The organism is Kitasatospora sp. NPDC051984, assembly GCF_044593455.1.
Classification (GTDB): domain Bacteria; phylum Actinomycetota; class Actinomycetes; order Streptomycetales; family Streptomycetaceae; genus Kitasatospora.
Window position 1 is genome coordinate 395018 of the sequence record NZ_JBIUCB010000005.1, and the last position, 17078, is coordinate 412095.

The 17078-nt window shown below is 73.1% G+C and carries 17 protein-coding genes; 3 read left to right on the forward strand and 14 right to left on the reverse strand.

Annotated features, from left to right (window positions below; translation table 11 throughout):
- Nucleotides 1-9: 9 nt before the first annotated feature.
- From ACIHEI_RS13260 to ACIHEI_RS13310, 11 genes are all read right to left on the reverse strand, one after another.
- A complete protein-coding gene (locus ACIHEI_RS13260; RefSeq protein WP_396606697.1) occupies nt 10-972 on the reverse strand; it encodes an alpha-ketoacid dehydrogenase subunit beta in 963 nt (320 codons plus the stop codon).
- On the reverse strand, nt 969-1970 hold the full coding sequence (locus ACIHEI_RS13265) for a thiamine pyrophosphate-dependent dehydrogenase E1 component subunit alpha (RefSeq protein WP_396606698.1): 1002 nt from the start codon (nt 1968-1970) through the stop codon (nt 969-971). The genes ACIHEI_RS13260 and ACIHEI_RS13265 overlap by 4 nt, the downstream gene beginning before the upstream one ends.
- On the reverse strand, nt 1967-2884 hold the full coding sequence (locus ACIHEI_RS13270; protein ID WP_396606699.1) for a phytanoyl-CoA dioxygenase family protein: 918 nt from the start codon (nt 2882-2884) through the stop codon (nt 1967-1969). The genes ACIHEI_RS13265 and ACIHEI_RS13270 overlap by 4 nt, the downstream gene beginning before the upstream one ends.
- A 33-nt stretch (nt 2885-2917) precedes the next feature.
- Nucleotides 2918-3919, reverse strand: a complete 1002-nt coding sequence (locus tag ACIHEI_RS13275) for a 4-hydroxyphenylpyruvate dioxygenase family protein (protein ID WP_396606700.1) — start codon at nt 3917-3919, stop codon at nt 2918-2920.
- A complete protein-coding gene (locus tag ACIHEI_RS13280; protein ID WP_396606701.1) occupies nt 3916-5310 on the reverse strand; it encodes a beta-ketoacyl-[acyl-carrier-protein] synthase family protein in 1395 nt (464 codons plus the stop codon). The genes ACIHEI_RS13275 and ACIHEI_RS13280 overlap by 4 nt, the downstream gene beginning before the upstream one ends.
- Nucleotides 5307-6929, reverse strand: coding sequence for an AMP-binding protein (locus ACIHEI_RS13285; protein ID WP_396606702.1), 1623 nt, complete (start codon nt 6927-6929; stop codon nt 5307-5309). Before ACIHEI_RS13285 ends, ACIHEI_RS13280 begins: the two co-directional genes overlap by 4 nt.
- A gap of 173 nt (nt 6930-7102) precedes the next feature.
- On the reverse strand, nt 7103-7636 hold the full coding sequence (locus ACIHEI_RS13290; protein WP_396606703.1) for a hypothetical protein: 534 nt from the start codon (nt 7634-7636) through the stop codon (nt 7103-7105).
- Nucleotides 7633-8760, reverse strand: coding sequence for a beta-ketoacyl synthase N-terminal-like domain-containing protein (locus tag ACIHEI_RS13295; protein WP_396606704.1), 1128 nt, complete (start codon nt 8758-8760; stop codon nt 7633-7635). Before ACIHEI_RS13295 ends, ACIHEI_RS13290 begins: the two co-directional genes overlap by 4 nt.
- Nucleotides 8757-9032, reverse strand: a complete 276-nt coding sequence (locus tag ACIHEI_RS13300; protein WP_396606705.1) for an acyl carrier protein — start codon at nt 9030-9032, stop codon at nt 8757-8759. The genes ACIHEI_RS13295 and ACIHEI_RS13300 overlap by 4 nt, the downstream gene beginning before the upstream one ends.
- The gene (locus tag ACIHEI_RS13305; RefSeq protein WP_396606706.1) at nt 9032-9298 is read right to left on the reverse strand and encodes an acyl carrier protein; all 267 of its coding nucleotides are present in this window, start codon (nt 9296-9298) and stop codon (nt 9032-9034) included. The genes ACIHEI_RS13300 and ACIHEI_RS13305 overlap by 1 nt, the downstream gene beginning before the upstream one ends.
- 143 nt (nt 9299-9441) lie before the next feature.
- The gene (locus tag ACIHEI_RS13310; RefSeq protein ID WP_396606707.1) at nt 9442-10890 is read right to left on the reverse strand and encodes a class I adenylate-forming enzyme family protein; all 1449 of its coding nucleotides are present in this window, start codon (nt 10888-10890) and stop codon (nt 9442-9444) included.
- 342 nt (nt 10891-11232) lie between these two features.
- On the opposite strand from ACIHEI_RS13310, the gene ACIHEI_RS13315 reads away from it, so the two are divergent.
- Together ACIHEI_RS13315 and ACIHEI_RS13320 are read left to right on the forward strand one after the other, a co-directional pair.
- Nucleotides 11233-12075 carry a methyltransferase domain-containing protein gene (locus tag ACIHEI_RS13315; RefSeq protein ID WP_396606708.1) on the forward strand — a complete coding sequence of 281 codons (843 nt, stop codon included), beginning with the start codon at nt 11233-11235 and terminating at the stop codon, nt 12073-12075.
- A complete protein-coding gene (locus ACIHEI_RS13320) occupies nt 12075-12641 on the forward strand; it encodes an alpha/beta hydrolase (RefSeq protein ID WP_396606709.1) in 567 nt (188 codons plus the stop codon). The genes ACIHEI_RS13315 and ACIHEI_RS13320 overlap by 1 nt, the downstream gene beginning before the upstream one ends.
- A gap of 151 nt (nt 12642-12792) precedes the next feature.
- On the opposite strand, the gene ACIHEI_RS13325 is transcribed toward ACIHEI_RS13320, so the two are convergent.
- From ACIHEI_RS13325 to ACIHEI_RS13335, 3 genes are all read right to left on the reverse strand, one after another.
- The gene (locus tag ACIHEI_RS13325; protein ID WP_396606710.1) at nt 12793-13557 is read right to left on the reverse strand and encodes an ABC transporter permease; all 765 of its coding nucleotides are present in this window, start codon (nt 13555-13557) and stop codon (nt 12793-12795) included.
- Between the two features lie 40 nt (nt 13558-13597).
- Entirely contained in the window at nt 13598-14551 is a 954-nt protein-coding gene (locus tag ACIHEI_RS13330) for an ATP-binding cassette domain-containing protein (RefSeq protein WP_396606758.1), read from the reverse strand.
- Nucleotides 14552-14710: 159 nt separating this feature from the next.
- Complete coding sequence (locus ACIHEI_RS13335) at nt 14711-15877, reverse strand: glycosyltransferase (protein WP_396606711.1); 1167 nt, start codon at nt 15875-15877, stop codon at nt 14711-14713.
- A gap of 212 nt (nt 15878-16089) precedes the next feature.
- On the opposite strand from ACIHEI_RS13335, the gene ACIHEI_RS13340 reads away from it, so the two are divergent.
- A complete protein-coding gene (locus ACIHEI_RS13340; RefSeq protein ID WP_396606712.1) occupies nt 16090-17022 on the forward strand; it encodes a 3-oxoacyl-[acyl-carrier-protein] synthase III C-terminal domain-containing protein in 933 nt (310 codons plus the stop codon).
- Nucleotides 17023-17078: the final 56 nt, after the last annotated feature.

Sequence of the window (17078 nt, forward strand, 5' to 3'; positions counted from 1 at the left end):
CAGGCGCGCTCATCTCAGGACGTCGCGGATCGCCTCGCGCAGCTGCCCGGCGTCCGGTTGCAACGCCCGGTCCAGGCCGAGGGCGAACGGCAGCACCGCACCGTCCGGCCGGGTCACCCGGCGCGGCGGGGCGAGCAGGCGGCCCTCCTCGCCCGCGATCGCCAGCACCTCGGCGGCGAATCCGGCGAAGCGGTTGGAGTCGTCCACCACCACAAGCCGCCCGGTGCGCCGCAGCGAAGCCAGCAGCGCCGCCCGGTCCAGCGGGTACAGGGTGCGCGGATCGAGTACCTCCACCGACACCTCGCCCGCCAACTCCTCGGCCACCGCCAGCGCTTGATGCACCAGATGACCGACCGCGACCACCGTCACGTCCGTGCCGGTCCGGTGCGTGCGGGCCACGCCCAGCGGCACCGGCGCCAGCGCCGCCGTCACGTCCTCCCGGACGCCCAGCGCGCCCGCCGGGGCGAACAGCACCACCGGATCGTCATCCGCGATCGCCGAACTCAGCAGCCCGTACGCGTCGGTGGGCGTCGCCGGCACCAGCGTCTTGAGGCCGGCGTGCGCGAATAGGCCGTACGGATGGTCCGAATGCTGGCCCGCCCAGCCGCTGCGGGAACCCGAACCCGGCACCACCACGGTCAGCGGAACCCGCGCCTGGCCGCCCGTCATCAGCGAGAACTTGTGCGCCTGATTGGCGAGTTGCTCGAACACCAGGAACAGCAGCGACGGGATCTGCAACTCGATCACCGGGCGCATCCCGGACAGCGCCGCGCCGATGCCCGCCGAGGTGAACGCCTGCTCCGACAGCGGAGTGTCCACCACCCGCTCGGCCCCGAACCGCTGTTGCAGCCCCAACGTCAGCCCGGCCAGGCCCGCGCCCACGTCCTCGCCGAACACGCACACCGCCGGGTCGGCCGCCAACGCGTCCGCCAGCGCCCGGTTCATCGCCTTCGCGTACGACAGCAGGGTCACAGTGCCGCTCCCGACCGGGGCCGCAGCCCGCTCGCGTCCAAGTGGTCGGTCGCATACAAGTAGTCGCCCGCCGTGGCCGGATCCGGCTCCGCCGAGGCGCGCGCGAACTCGGCGGCCCAGGAGAGGAGTTCGCGTACCTCGTCGTCGATCGCGGCCACGACGTCGGCGGGCAGTGCCGCGGCGGCCGGTACGAGCGGGTCGCGTTCGCGCCAGGCCGCCACCTCCTGCGGGGTGCGGTAGGCGAGCCGGAATCGGCGCTCCATGGTGTGGTGCGCTTCGAAGCGGTACGTCAGGCACTCCAGGAACCCCGGCCCGCCGCCCGCCCGTGCCCGGGCCACCAGCCGCTCGGCCGTCGCCCGGACCGCCTCCACGTCCATCCCGTCCACCGTCTCCGCCGGAATGCCGAACGCCGCCGCCCGCCCGCACACCGAACCGCCCACCGCCGCACCGGCCGGCAGCGTCGTCGCATAGCCGTTGTTCTCGCACACGAACAGCACCGGGGCCCGCCAGATCGACGCCAGGTTCAACGACTCCAGCAGCACCCCCTGGTTGAGCGCGCCGTCACCGAAGAACGAGGCCACCACCCGGGGGTTTCCCTGCCGCTGCGCCGCCCAGGCCGCGCCGACCGCGATCGGCGCGCCCGCGCCGACGATGCCGTTCGCGCCGAGGATGCCCAGCGAGAAGTCCGCGGCGTGCATCGACCCGCCCCGACCCCGGTTCAACCCGCCTACCCGGCCAGCCAGTTCGGCCAACAGCCGCCCCGGATCGGCGCCCTTGGCGAGCACGTGCCCGTGACCGCGGTGGGTGGACGTCAGCTGGTCGTCCGCCGCGAGTGCCGCGCAGACGCCGACCGCCACCGCCTCCTGGCCGATGTACGGGTGGGTGCCACCGACGATCAGACCCGAGCGCACCCACTCCAGCGCCAGTTCCTCGAACGAGCGGATCAGCCGCATCGCCCGGTACCGCCCGGCCCGGTCCGCCAAATGCGGCAGGCTCACCGGCCCGACCGCCACAGCACCGGGCAGAACTCCGGGTCCGCGTAATCGGGTTGGCCGTCCGCCGTGCGCCGCACCACCGGGTCGTGGTTGTACACCACCGGCGAGCCGTCCGGCTTCAGGAACGACCGGTAGCGGTTCGAACCGTCCTGCAGGTGCAGCGAAACGGCGCGGCGCGGCTGGGCGGACCGGTTCGGGCCGGAGCCGTGATAGGTGCGGCAGTGGTGGAAGGAGACGTGCCCGCGCGGGATCTCCACCGGCACCGTGCGCACCTCGGCGCCGTTGAACTCGGCGTTCTCACGCAGGAGTTTGTCGAGTTCGGCGCGGTCGCGGGCGGCGAAGTGCCGGGTCGAGTCGTCGCCGCCGGGGAGCTCCTCCCAGCGGTGACTGCCGTCCACCATGGTAATGGTGCCCATCTCCTCCGTGCAGTGGTGGAACGGCAGGAACGCCGTCAGCATCCGCTGCGAGGTGGACGTCTGCCAGTAGTGCTTGTCGAAGTGCCACGGCACCACGTTGCTCAACTCGTCCGCCACCGGCGGCTTGTAGATCAGCGTCGCCTGGAACACCCGGATCTCCTCCGCCTGCGCCAGGCGCGCCGCCACCGCGCCCAGCAGCGGCTTGCGCAGAATGCGGCCGATCTCCGCGTGCTCGTAGTGCACGTAGTCGTTGTGTCGCTGCACCGGCCCGTCGGCCGGCGTCCAGGCCGCCAAGTGCGGGGGCCGGGCGGGAAGTTCGCGATCGCGTTCGCCCGCGTAGTAGCGCTCGGTGGCGGCCTGCAGGGCGTCCAGCTCCTGGTCGCTGAACAGTCGCCGCGACAGGTACCAGCCGCGCTCCGCGTACTCCAGCACCTCCTCGGCGGTCGGCAGCAGCGCCGACTCCTCCTCCGACAGCCCGAACGGGTCGGTGGTGTCAGGCATTTGAGGGCTCCCCTCCGGTCAGTGGTCGCGTGGTCAGTTGTGCGCGGTGGCGCGTTCGCGTTCGACGGCCTCGTACAGGGCCTTGATGTTGGCGGTGCCGAACGAGCCGGCGCCGCGCCGCTCCACCAGCTCCAGGAAGAACGTCCGGCGCGGGTGGGTGGAGCGGGCGAAGATCTGGAACAGCTCGCCGCCGTGGTCGCGGTCCACCAGCACGTTGGTCTCGCGCAGTTCGTCCACCGGGATACCCGTCGGGCCGAGCCGCGACTCCAGCGCCCGGTAGTACGCGCCCGGCGTGCTGAGGAACGCCACGCCGCGGTCGGTCAACTCCCGTACGGACGTGGTGATCGAGGCGGTGGAGAACGCCACGTGCTGGGCGCCCGCGCCGCCGTGCGCCTCCAGGAACCCGTCGATCTGGCCGGCGGTCCGCGAGGTGTCCGGCTCCAGCAGGGTGAACGTGACGGCGCCGCAAGGGCTTTGGACCACCCGCGAGTCCATCGCCTGGGTGCCGACCTCGACGTACTCGCGGAAGATCTCCTTGAAGCCCAGACCGCGCACCGCCCACTCGACCGAGGCGTCCAACTGCCCGCCCGGTACCGCGATCGCCACATGGTCGAGGGACAACAGCCCGCCCCGGCCGGGGAGTTCGTCCGGCGGCAGGAGGTCCTGCGCGTCGGCGAAGCGCACCGCCAGGTCGCCGAACCCGGAGACCGTGCCCGCCCCGTCCAGGCAGCCGCCGCCCGCGTTCAGGGCCCGCTCGGCCGCCGCGGCCGCCGCCACCTTGTCGGTGTGCCGGAGCGCGACCATCGCCACGCCGTCGCCGTGCCGCCGCACCCACTCCGTCACCTGGTGTTCGGCGTCCACCGCCGAAGTCACCAGCAGCCGGATCGAGTTCTGGTGGGCCAGCACCTGCACCGTACCCGGCGTGGTGCGAACCGGTTTGCTCAGCGTGAAGCCCCAGTCGTCGCGCAGTTGCGCGGCGTACTTGTGGGCGTCCTCCGCGTACAGTTCGAGGTAGGCGATTCCCGACACGGTCATGAGTTACCTCCGAGGTGCTTGGCCGCGATGCCGAGGTGCTCGGCGTCGATGCCGAGGTGCTCGGCGTTGATGCCGAGTTGTCTGGCCGCGATGCTCGGCGGGCCGAACACCAGGCTCAGGTTGTGCCCGCCGAACGCGAACGAGTTGGACAGCGTGTGGCGCACCGGTGCTCGCGCCGCCGAGCCGCGGACGTGCCGCAACTGGCAGTCGGCATCCGGCTGTTCGAGGTTCAGGGTGGGCGGCAGCAGGCCCTCGGCGACGGCCAGTGCGGACACCGCCGCCTCCACCGCCCCGGCCGCCCCCAGCAGATGGCCCGTCGCTCCCTTGGTGGAACTGACCAGCGGGCCCGCGTCGCCGAACACCTCGCGCAGTGCCGAGACCTCCGCCCGGTCGCCCAACTTGGTGCCGGTGCCATGGGCGTTGACGTAGTCGACCGCCGACGGGTCGAGCCCCGCCGAGCGCAGTGCCGCGCGCATCGCACTGGCCGCGCCGGCGCCGTCGGGGCGCGGCATGGTCGGGTGGTGGGCGTCGGTGGCGGCGCCCCAGCCGGACAGTTCCGCGTATGCCGAAGCGCCGCGGGCGGCCGCGTGTTCGGCCCGCTCCAGTACCAGGACGGCGCTGCCCTCGCCCAGGACGAACCCGTTGCGGCGGGCGTCGAAGGGCCGGGACGCCTGCGTCGGGTCGTCCCAACCAGCAGCAAGCGCGCGGGAGTTGTCGAAGGCGGCGGCGATGGTCGGGTGCAGCGGGGCCTCGGCGCCGCCGCACACCACCACGTCCGCGTCGCCGCCGCGGATCAGTCGCAGGCCCTCGGCGACCGCCTGTGCGCCGGCCGCGCAGGCGGTGATCACGGCCGAGCTGTAGCCGCGGATGCCGTGCGTGATGGCGATCCGGGCGGCCGCCATGTTGGACAGCATGCCCGGCAGCAGGTAGGGGCTGACCGCGGCCCGGCCGCGTTCGCGCCGTGCGGCGGCCTGCTGCTCGTAACTCTCCAGCCCGCCACCGCCGGTGGCCATCACCACTGCCACCCGCTCTGGGTCGGCGTCCTGACGGACCGTCAGTTTCGCGTCGGCCAGGGCATCGTCGGCAGCGGCGAGGGCCAGCAGCAGGAACCGGTCGGCGCAGCGGGTCTCGGTCGGCGGCAGCACCTCGGCGGCGGGCACGGGCGGGGCGATGTCGGCGGCCCGCAGCCACCCCGCCGCCGGGTGGTCCGGGGGCGGGGCGGTCAGCCCGGAGCGGCCGTCGGCGAGGGCACGGAACACCTCGGGGACGCCACGGCCGAGGGGAGTCAGCCAGCCGATGCCGGTGATCTGGGCGGCGGGGCCGGTGGGATGGGCAGCGATGCCGGCGATCTGGGCAGCGGGGCCGGTGGGACGCGGGGCGGGCGCGCTCACTCGGCGCCGACCGAGGAGGAGAGGTGCTGCCGGCGCAGCAGGACCTTGCGGACCTTGCCGGTCGGGCCGAGCGGGATCCGGTTGTCCGGCACGGCGAGCACCGCGCGCACGGTGGCGGCGACGTGCGCCTCCAGCGCGGCCAGCACCCGGGCGGTGAGGTCGTCGGATTCGGCTGCAGCCGGGGCGAGTTGCAGCAGCACGTCCGTGACCACCCGGTCGCCGTCGCGGAACGCCACCACCGTGCAGTCGATGACGTCCGGGCAGGCGGCGAGGACGCGTTCCTCGCAGGCGGCGGTGTGCAGGCGGCGGCCGTCGCCGAGGCCGACGGTGTCGACGGCGCGGTCCACGTGGTAGTAGTAGCCGTCCTCGTCGCGGTACATCAGGTCGCCGGTGAGGAAGTAGTCGCGGATCCGGGTGCGGTGGGTGGTGACGGAGTCGTTCCAGTAGCCGACCGCGAGGGTGGGGGAGCGGGTGCCGAGTTCGCCGACCTCGCCCGGGCCGAGCTCGTTGCCGTCCGGGTCGAGGATCGCGCAGTCGACGAACGCGTGCGGGCGGCCCACGCAGCGGCCGTAGCGGTCGGAGTCGACGGTGTGGGTGATGAAGAAGTGCGAGTGGCCCATCTCGGACGAGCCGAGGCCGTCGATGAACACCGAGCCTGCGGTGCGGACCCGGCCCTGCCGGGTGGCGGTCTCGCGTGAACCCTGGGCGACCAGGCGGCGGATGTGGGTCTCGTGCGCGCAGTCGCCGGTGTTCCACCACAGGCCGACGGAGCACAGGTCGCGGGTGGACAGGTCGTGCCGGGCCAGGTCGGCCCAGGTGGTGGCGAACCCGTACACGCCGAGCGGCTGCCAGCGTTCGATCGCGTCCAGTACCACCGGGCCCGACTGGCTCGACAGCAGGTGGAGTTGGGTGTCGAAGCTGAGCGCCAGATTGACCGCGATCAGGGTGGCGGCGTGTGCGGCGGGCAGTGCGCTCAGCACCCGGTCGATGCCCTGCGGCCGGGGCAGCAGCAGCCGGTGCCGGATCGCCGCGTACAGGCTCTGGTGCGAGTGCAGTACCGCCTTCGGCAGGCCGGTGGTTCCCGAGGAGTGGGTGATGGCGACCGGGTCGGTGGGCCAGTGCCGGTACGGGGTGGGTGCCGACTCCGGGTCGCCGTCGGCGAGTTGGGCGGTGTCGGCGAGCAGTGTGGTGCCGAGGTCGAGGCCCGCGAGCGCCTTGGCGTGTTCGGCATCCGCGAGCAGCCCGGCCGCGTTCAACCGGCGCAGGTAGCGGGCCGAAGTGTCCGCGTCCAGTGCCGGGTTGAGCAGTGCCGGGATGGCGCCGAGCCGGGACAGGGCGAGGAAGGTGAGCACCTGGTCGGCCGCCGCGGACGCCTGCACCGCCACCGGATCGCGTCGGCGCACCCCAAGCGCGTGCAGTGCGGACGCCCGCGCCCTTACAGCACCGTCGAGGTGACGGAGCGTCAGCATTGTGTCGGCGGGGTGGCCGTCGACGGGGGTGTCGAAGGTGAGGGTCGGCGAGTCGAGGCCGAGGCCCTGCTCGACCCGGGTGGTCAGGACGTTGCCGGCGCCGACGGAACTGTCCTCGGACAGGACGGCGCGCAGGGTGCGGAGGCTCATGGATCCCGTTCTTCTCGTGGTGCGGGACTCGTGGTGCGGGGCTCGCGGTGATTCGTGGTGCGGGGCGTCGGCGGGCGGGGCTCGCGGTAATTCGTGGCGCGGGACTCGTGGTGCGGGGGCTCGCGGTGATTCGTGGTGCGGGGCGTCGGCGGGTGTGAACGATGTGGGGGGTGTCAGGGGGCGAGCAGGACGGCGGTGGCGCGGTCGGGCGGGCCCTGCGTGGCGGTGATCAGCAGGACCTGCTCGGCATCCCCGTCCTCGATCAACAGGCGGGCCTGGTCGTGGAGTTCGGACTCGGTGTCGAAGCCGGGGCCGAGCGCGACGACCGGGCCGTCGAGTTGCCAGCGGGCGGCGAGATGGCCGAGGACGGCGTTCGGGTTGGACTGGAAGAACAGCAGGGGTGCGACGCGCCGGCCAGTGGTGGTGGCCCGGTCGAGGGCGTCCGCCGTGCCGGTGTCGCCGGTCGGGCTGGCCAGCAGCAGGGCGGTGCGGGGTGCGCCGAGGGCGGGCGGCGGCCCGTAGTGGCGGCGCAGGCAGCGTTCGGCGGTCTCGGCCACCAGCGGATTGAAGCTGGACTCCACGAACCCCGCGATGGAAGGGAGTTGGTCGTCCGGACGCTCGGGCCAGGCAGCGGACGCGAGCACCCGCAGCGGGCCGGTCAACTCCCTCGTCGCTAGCCGCGGAGTGTCGTCGGAGGTGGTGATCACGCGGCGGCCACCAGGAGTGCGGTGTTCGCGCCGCCGAACGCGGAGTTCAGGGTGAGGGCCAGGCCGGGGGTGGCCGGGCGGGGTTGGTCGAGGACCAGGTCGAGTGGGCAGTCCGGGTCCGGGTGCTGCCAGCCGGCGTTGACGGGCAGCAGCCCGGCCTGCAGGACGCCGACGGTGACGGCGAGTTCGAGCAGCGCGGAGGCCTCCAGGGCGTGGCCGTGCACGGACTTGGTGGAGCTGACCGGTGGGGTGCCGGACGGGAACAGGGTGCGCAGCGCGGCGGCCTCGGCCAGGTCGCCGAGCTTCGAGCCCGCCCCGTTGGCGTTGACGTAGCCGATGGCGTCGGGCCGGGCGCCCGCGCGGGCGAGGGCGTCGCGGACCGCCCGGGCCAGGCCGGTGCCGGCCGGGTGCGGCCGACAGACGTGGTGCGCGTCCCCGGTGCGGGCCCAACCGGCGATCCGGGCCAGCGGGTTGCGGCCGCCGCGACGGTGCAGCGACGGCACGGACTCGAGGACCACGGCCACTACCGCGTCGCCGAGCAGCATGCCCTGCCGGCCCAGGCTGAACGGGCGGACGGCGCCGTCTCCGGCGAGCGCCCGGCCGGCGTCGAACGCCGCGAAGGTGTCCGGCTCGACCAGGTAGCCCGCGGCGACCAGTACGCGTTCGCGCCGGCCGGAGGCGATCAGCGCGGCGGCGTCGGCGACGGCCGTGGCGGCCGCCACGCACGCGCCGGTGTACACCCTGGGCCGCAGCCCGGTGCGTTCGGCGACCTCCGCGGCGACCGGTCCGGCCCGCCGGTCGCCGTGCAGGGCGAGCAGCAGCTCCTCGGGTGTGCCGGAGGGTGCTCCGGCGGGCGCGCCGTCGGGCCGGTGGCGCAGTGCGCCCGCCTCGGCGAGCACCGACACCAACTGGTCGGCCAGCCGGGCCGGTTCGGGTGCGACGGCGGCCCGGTCGGTGCGGTGTCCGACGGTGCTGAAGCGGTCCACCGGGACGAACGCCGGCCGTCCGGCCAGCACCCCGTCCAGCAACGCCGCGAGCCCCGGGCCGAAGGCCGAACGGACACCGATGCCGCCGACCAGGACGGTGCGCCGCGGCGGACCGTTCCGGATCGCGCTCCCATTCATGCGTGGAGCTGCGGATCGAGTGGCGATTCGGGCTGTGACTTGAGCTGGGTGCCGAGGGCGGCCACGGCGTCCTCCACTGTGCGGATGGCGTCCAAGCTGTGGTCGTCCAGGTCGAGTTGGATGCCATAGGTCTGCTCGACCTCGGCGATCAGCCAGGTCAGTTCGAGCGAGCCCAGGTGTTCGTCGACCTGCTCGGGGGCGCGGTCGCCGTAGCGGGCGAGCATGGCGATCGCCTCGGAGCGTCCGAAGCGGACCTCTGATTGGGTGTCCATCAGGCCGTGCCCACCGTGGAGTTGGCGATCCGGGCGGCGACCTCGGTGCTGAACTCGTCGATGGTCATCAGCGCGGTGGACTCCATGTCGTCGAGTTCGAAGCGGATGCCGAACTCCTCCTCGACCTGCACCGCCAGGTCGGCCAGTGCGAGAGACTCCAGGTCGAGGCCGGCGGGGCCGAGGTCGGTTTCCGAAGTGACCTGCGAGACGTCGTAGTTCATCGCCGCCAGCGTGGCGAGGACGAACGAGCGGATCTGTTCCTGCATGGACTTGCTCACTCCAGCGCGTCGGGGTGTAGGGGGTGTTGGGGTTCGGTGTGGTGCGGGCAGGGCGCACCGACGGACGGGCGGACGGTGTCTGGAGCCGTCCACCCGGCCGGGCGCACTGCGCGCGGAAGGGGGAGTGCGGATCAGCGGGTGGCGTCGACCTGTCGGCGCAGGGCGGCGACGTCCCGCAGCAGCTTCCCGGTGGCGGTCCGGGGGAGCTGCGGCATCAGGTGCAGGCGGCGGGGCAGTTTGTAGCCCGCCAGTTCCCGGCCGAGCAGTTCGCGCAACTGCTCGGCCGCGCCGTCCCGTTCGGACGGTGCGGGGGAGGTGCCGTCGGCGGTCGCGGCGTAGGCCTCGATCGCGCCGTCGGCGAACACCACCACGGCCTCGACCACGCCGGGAAGCGCGGTCAGGGTCTGTTCGACCTCGTTCAGGTCGACCTTGAGGCCGCCGATGGAAATCTGTGAGTCGCGCCGCCCCAGTACCGTCACCCGGCCGGTGTCGGCGTCGAGCAGCGCGGCGTCCCGGGTGTGCAGCAGGCCGTCCGACCAGCGGGTCGGGTCGGTCGGGCCCAGGTACGGGGAGCGCGGGCGGATGATGTGCAACTCGCCCGCCTCCAACGACAGGTGGAGGCCATGAACGACTTGCAGGGCCGGATGGTGGCGGCCCGACAGGTCGGTGGCGATGACCCCGGTCTCGGTCATCCCGTACATGGTGCCCAGCGGCACACCGTAGCGCTCGCGGATCGCGGCGGGAAGACCGGGGCGGATCAGTTCGCCGGCCACGATCATCCGCCGCAGCTGCGGGAGTTGGGGCGGCGTGGCCACCGCGGCCAGCAGCTCGGCGTGGAACGGCACCCCGATCACGGTGGTCGGGGCGGTGCCGTCGGCGATCGCGGTGAGGATGCCCGCGGGGGTCATCCGCTGCGGCACCACCAGCTCCACGCCCGCGTGCAGGGCGTGCAGCAGCCCGCCGACCAGGCCGAGTACGTGCACCGTGGAGGACAGCAGCACGGTGCGTTCGCCCCGGGTCGGGAACTCGGGCAGCCGTGCGTAGCAGTCGAGTTCGCGCAGCAGGTCGCCCGCCGTCCGGCCGATCACCTTGGACGGGCCGGTCGAGCCCGAACTGAGCTGCACCAGCACGTGGTCGCCGAGTGCGAACGGCCCGGCGGCCCCTGGGTCGTTCGCGGGCGGCCGGTCCTGCGAGGCGTCCGGTGGCGGCCTGAACTGCGGCCGCCCGCCGACGAGTTCGACCAGCACCCGGGGGTGCAGCCGGTCCACCGCGCGGTCCACCTCGACGGCGGTCAGCCGGTGGTCGAGCAGAACGGCCCGCGCGCCGGCCCGCCAGGCGGCCAGCAGTACCGCGACGAACTCCGCCGACGGCGGCATGCGCAGAGCAACCGTTCCGTGTTCGCCGAGACCGGCCGCGGCCAACTGCCGCTGCCGCTCGGCCACCAGGGCCCGCAGCGTCCCTCTGCTCACCGGAGCGCCGAAGCGCAGGCACGGTTCGCCGTCCGGTCCGGCGAGTAATTGTTCGTCCACCCAGTCCGCGGCAACTGTGCGGCCGCGCACCGGGGTTGGGATCAGCGTCAACGCAACTCCACGCGCTCGGATGGGAAGCATGGGTCGGAAGTTGTGATGCTTCAGTGTGGATCCCCCGTCGGTGCCGACCTTTGCACGGGAGCGCATCGAGGGTCAAGGTCTATACCAGTGGCGGTCGGACCCCTACGCTGTCCCTCGTTTTCGCACGGGGTGACGGATCATCAGGAGGTTCGGAGACGATGGTTCCGCGATCTCTGGCGGAGCGCGGCGCGCCAGCCTCGACAGCCGGCGTCGCCACGTCCTGCGCGCGGCACTCTCCTTATATATAGGGGAGCGTGACAAGACACCGACAATCGGCCGCTGCCGACCCCCGATCAAGCGTGAAAGGACCCCGTGGCCACCACCGCAGAACCCGAGCCCGCCCGACCCGAGGCCGCCCGATCCGAAACCGCCCACCCCCTGTTCGCGGACTGGGACTGGGAAGACCCCGCAGGGCTCGAAGCCCGCACCGACGCGTTCACCGAGAACCTCGCCGGGTGCACCAGGATCGAGGTCGTCCGTCCCGAAATGCCGTACACGCACCAGGACTTCCAGGAGCTCGGCGTCACCGGCATCGAGTTCGCCGCGTTCCGCACCCGGCACCCGAGCGGTCTCGGTACCGATCTGGTCGGCCTGCACACCGACAGCGAGGCCACCCGCCCCGGACCGGTCTACCGGATCGACGGCGCCGCGCTGTTCACCCAGCTCGACATCAGTCGCCCGCTCCCGATCGCCGACCGCAGCGTGGACTGGGTGTACGCCGAGCACCTGATCGAACACGTCCCGCTCGGCACCGCCGTGCACTGGCTCGCCGAAGTCCGCCGCATCCTGCGGCCCGGCGGCCTGCTCCGCCTCACCACCCCCGACCTGGCGCGCTACATCGACGGATACCTCGACGGGCAGGAGCAGTTCTTCCGCCGCCATCGCCGCCGTCTGCGCACCATGCGGGTGGGCCCGCCGATGCCGGAGCGCCGCGCCTTCATGCTGAACCAGATCTTCTACCATTTCGGGCATCGGTGGATCTATGACGAGGCCGAACTCCGGCACGTCCTCGATCGCGCCGGCTACCACGAATTCGCCATCGAGCGAAGGGAGTTCCAGCTCGGCGCACGCCCTGACATGGCCGATCTCGACACGGCCTTCCGCAAGGACGAGTCGATCTACCTGGAGGCCGTTGCCCCCGGAGGACCGCACTGATGCCATTGCCCCCGGGGGCCGCACTGATGCCATTGCACCCGCAGGCCGAAGCATGGCGTGCCCGCCGGGCCGCCGCCGGCACCCCGCCGCTGTACACCCGCACCCTGGACGAGGCCCGCGCCGCCGACCTCGCCGACCTGCGCGCAGCCACTGGCGCCGGTGAACCCGTCGCCGCCGTCGAGGAGTTCACCATCGACGGCCCGGGCGGCCCGCTCACGCTGCGGCACTACCACCCGGAGCGCGCAGCCGCCGATGCCGACCGCCCCGGCCCCGCGCTGCTGTACCTGTACGGCGGCGGCTGGGCGCTCGGCTCACTGGAGACCGGCGACCCGATCTGCCGCTCGCTCGCCAACGCCACCCGTGCCGACGTCCTCGCCGTCGGCTACCGGCACGCCCCCGAACACCGCCTCCCCGCCGCCGTCCACGACTGCTGGGCCGCACTCGACTGGCTTTCCCGCCACGCGCCCCGGCTCGGCCTCGACCCGGCCCGGATCGCCGTCGGCGGCGACAGCGCCGGCGGCAACCTCGCCGCCGCACTCACCCTGCTCGCCCGCGAACGCAGCTGACCGGCCATCGTCCACCAGCTGCTGAGGCAGGGGAGTTGACGCGGCAGCGGCGTGCGGGGCCCGGCGTGTGATGCCGGTCCCCGCTTCGTGGTGGGCCGCGCTTCATGGCGGCTCCGTTTCGTGCTGGGCCGCGCCTCGTGGCGGGCCCGTCTCAGCGGATCCGGCGGGCGAACAGCCGGGCTGCCCAGGCCACCGCGAGGGCCGTCATCGGGCCGGTCAGCAGCAGGCCGCGCCACACCTCGGGTGCGTCCAGGTGGCCGGCGAACAGGGCGCGCATGCCCTCGACGCCCCAGTAGCAGGGGTTCCAGGACGCGGCGGTGCGCAGCCAGGCCGGGGCGAGTGCGATCGGGAGGAGGGTGCCGGAGAGCAGCGCCAGCGGCTGGGCGATGGTGTTGACGACGGGGCCGAGGGCGGCGTCGGTGGGCACCAGCAGGGCCAGGCCGTAGGAGACCGAGGACGCCATCAGGGCCATCAGCGCGAGCAGAGCCATGGCGAGCAGCAGATCGGTGAAGCCGACGGTCAGCCCGAACGGGATGGCCAGGACGGCGATCAGCAGGGACTGGACGAGCAGTGCGGTGGTCTCCCGCAGGGCGCGGCCGAGCAGCAGCGCGACCCGGCTGACGGGCGTGACCCGGGAGCGTTCGATGACGCCGGCGTGCAGTTCGCCGAGCAGCGTGAACCCGGTGAACAGGCCGCCCATCACGGCCAGCGCGGACAGCAGGCCGGGCACGTAGATCCGGTAGGCGTCGGCGGTGCTGTGCGCGCCGGAGGCGGCCAGTGCGGAGGTCAGCAGCGGGGCGAACAGCAGGAGGTAGCACAGGGGTTGGAGCAGTCCGACGGCCAGCCACGCGGGCGAGCGGGCCATCAGGAGGAGTTGGCGCTGGTAGACCAGCCAGGTGTCGCGGGCGAGTTTCACGGGGACCTCGTGGGGACGGCAGAGGGGAATTGACGGCGCGTCAGTTACGGACCGGCGGGCGCCCGGTGAGGGCGAGGAACACGTCGTCCAGGCTGGGGCGTTGTAGCTGGACGTTGTCCGGCTCCAGGCCGGCCGCGGCGAGTGCGCGCAGCAGCTGCGGGATCGCGGTGGCGGCGGAGTCCACGTGCAGGCGCAGTCCGTCCTGCTCGGGCAGGGCCTCCAGGCGCTGGACGCACGGGAGTTCGTTGAGGGCGTGGGTGGCGCGGGCGGTGTCCTCGGCGGTGGGAAGGCCGATGGTGACGGCGTCGCCGGAGATCTGCTGCTTGAGCTGCTCGGGGGTGCCCTCGGTGACGATGCCGCCGTGGTCGACGATGCCGATCCGGTCGCACAGGGCGTCGGCCTCGTCCAGGTAGTGGGTGGTGATCAGCACCGTCATGCCCTGTTCGCGCAGGCGGCGGACCTCCGTCCAGACCTGGGCGCGGCTGCGCGGGTCGAGTCCGACGGTGGGTTCGTCGAGGAACAGCACCTTGGGGCGGTGGACCACGCCGAGGGCGAGGTCGAGGCGGCGGCGCTGGCCGCCGGAGTACGTCTTGCAGGCGCGGTCGCCGAACTCGATGAGGTCGAAGGCCGCCAGGCCCTGTTCCGCGCGTTGCAGCGCCTCGGCCTTGCGGATGCCGTACATCCGGGCCTGGAGGACGAGTTCCTCGCGTGCGGTGGCGTGGTCGGTGGTGCCGCCGCCCTGGGCGACGTAGCCGATCCGGCGGCGGACCTCGCCCGGCTCGGTGCGCAGGTCGGCGCCGGCCACAGTGGCCGCGCCACCGTCGGGCGCCAGCAGGGTGGCGAGCATGCGCAGCGTGGTGGTCTTGCCTGCGCCGTTCGGGCCGAGGAGGCCGTAGATCTCGCCCTCCGCGACGTTGAGGTCGAGGCCGCGCACCGCGTCGACGGTGGCGGCGCCGCGGCGGGGCCGGAAGGACTTGCGCAGCCCCTTGGTCACGATCAACCCGGACTCCTGTGCTCGGTCGGTGGGTTCGGATGCGGTTGCGCTGAGGGGAAGAGGGTGAGGGGAAGAGGGTGGGGCGGCTGATGCCGGAGCAGACCCTAGGGCCCGACCCCACCCGCCGACAATGGTCTGGACCAGGCGGACGGCGCGCACTCAACGCGGTGCGCGCGCGAACCGCTCCAGCCGGTCGACGGCGGCCACCGCGCCTCCACCAGCGGCCAGTTGACGTCCCAGGCGCTGTGCGGCGGCCCGGAACCCCGGGTCGTCGAGGACGGCTCGCAGCGCCGCGCGCAGCTGCTCGGAGGTGGCGGTGGCGAAGTCGACCCGGAGGGCCGCGCCGAGTGCCGCCAGCCGGCCGGCCGTCACCGGCTGGTCGTGGCGGATCGGGGCGACCACCAACGGCCGTCCGTGGACCAGGGATTCGGCCACGGTGTTCATCCCGCCGTGGCACAGTACGGCGTCCACCGCCCCACGCTCAAGCAGTTCCAGCACCGGGACCCGCTCGCACGCCACCGCGTCCGGCGGCAGCGGGGCGTCCCCCGGGGCCGCCACCACGGCCTGAACGTCGGGGAGTTCGGCGAGCGCGGCGGCCGTCCGGTGCAGGAAGTCGCCGGCGACCTCGGCCGACAGCGTGCCCATGGTGACCAGCACCCGGCGGCGTCCGTGCTCCAACCGCTCCCAGGGGAACGGGAGTTCGGTGCGCGCCGCGAGCAGCGGCCCCACCAGGGCGTATTCGGCGGGAACGCGGTCGAGCCCGGCGAGTTCCCGGCAGGTCGGGGCGATCAGCAGGCCGGGGGAGAAGCGCGGGTCGGTGAACTCGTCGGCGGGCAGGTCGGCCCGCTCCCACAGGCCGCGCAGCACCCCGTCCCGCCAGGACGTCAACTCGCCTTCGCCGCCCAGCGGATCGCCGATCTCCAGCGAGGACGGCGCGAACGTCGCCCACCGCACGCCCGCGCCGTGAGCGGCCAACGCGCCCGCCGGGCTGTGCTGATCGACCAGCACCACGTCCGGCCGCCACTCCCGCACGGCCCGGCGCACCGCGCCAAGGGTGAACCTGGTGTGCGGCACCACGAACCCGTCCCAGAGCGAACGCACCGCCGCCGCCCCGCCCACCGCCTGCTCCCGGAACAGCCGGCCGCCCGTGGGATGCACCAGCGCGTCCGGACCGAGTACCGGGCGCAGCGCCGACTCCGGTCCCACCCAGGAGACTTGGTGTCCGCGGCTGGCCCACTCCAGGGCCAGCGCCCGGGCCGGCAGCAGGTGTCCGGCGAGCGGGGGGACCACGATCAGCAGGCGCAGCGGGGAATCGACGGGGGGCATGGTGGAGTCCTTCCGGGAGGAGCGGGGGAGGTGCAACGGCGCGGCAGAGGTTCAACGGCGCGGCAGAGGTCGCGACTTGCCGTGCCGGTCGAGAAATTCGCACGCGTCGTGTGCAAACGACGGGGAACTGGTACAGACCAAAAGGGGGAGTCGGGAAGGAAGCGCCGGAGATCCCTTGTGCGGGCCGGTGAGGCGTGGGAATACTAGCCCGCGTGACCGCTCTGGAAGCAGTCGCCGTCCACCTTCCGCCCGTCGCCGAACCGATCGAACTGGTCGGGAAACGCCTCGGACTGACGGATCGTCAGATCAGGCTCTTCCGCCGGTTCCACGGCCTCGACCAGGTCAGGGTGGACCACGACGGAGACCTGTCCGACCTGCTCACCGCCGCAGCGAAGGCCCTGGCCCCGCTGCCCGGCAACGAACACCGCGTGAAGTACGTGCTGCACGCGCGCAGCCTGCCGATCGCGGCGCCCTACCCGCACAACCCGCTGCACGACGTGCTCGGCCGTCTGGGGCTGAGCCACGCCCGTGCCTTCACCATCACCCACCACGCCTGCGCCGGCTCGCTGTTGGCGCTCGACGTGGCCGGTCGGCTGCTGGCGGCAGACCCCGACCGCGAGGCGCTGGCGTTGATCCTGGCGGGCGAGAAGACCTTCACCCGGGACGCCCGCACCGTCCCGGACACCGCCCTCTTCGGCGAAGGGGCAGCGGCAGCCCTGGTACGGGCCGAAGGTGAACACGACCGGGTGCTGTCCTACGCGGTCGACCAGCGCGGCGAGTTCGACGGGCGACTCGCCGACGATCCGGACCTGATGCAGCGCTACCAGCGCAGCTACCCGGAGCTGATGATCGCGGTGATGGAAGCCGCGCTGAACGAAGCCGGCGAGAGCTGGGAGTCGATTCGGCTGCTGCTGCCGCACAACGTCAACCAGATCTCCTGGAAACGGATCTGCCGCCAGATCGGGTACCCGCCCGAACAGGTGGTGCTGGACAACGTCCCGGCGGTGGGGCACAGCTTCGCCGCCGACATCCTGCTCAACCACCACACCGCCACCGGCCGCGGCCTGCTCCGCCGCGGCGACCGCTACCTGGTCGCCGCGTCCGGACTCGGCGCGACCTTCGCCGCCATGGTGCTCCAGCACTGAGGCGCCGCGCACCCCGGGCTCCCCGGCTCGGCGCGGCCGAGCGAAGGCGACGCGCC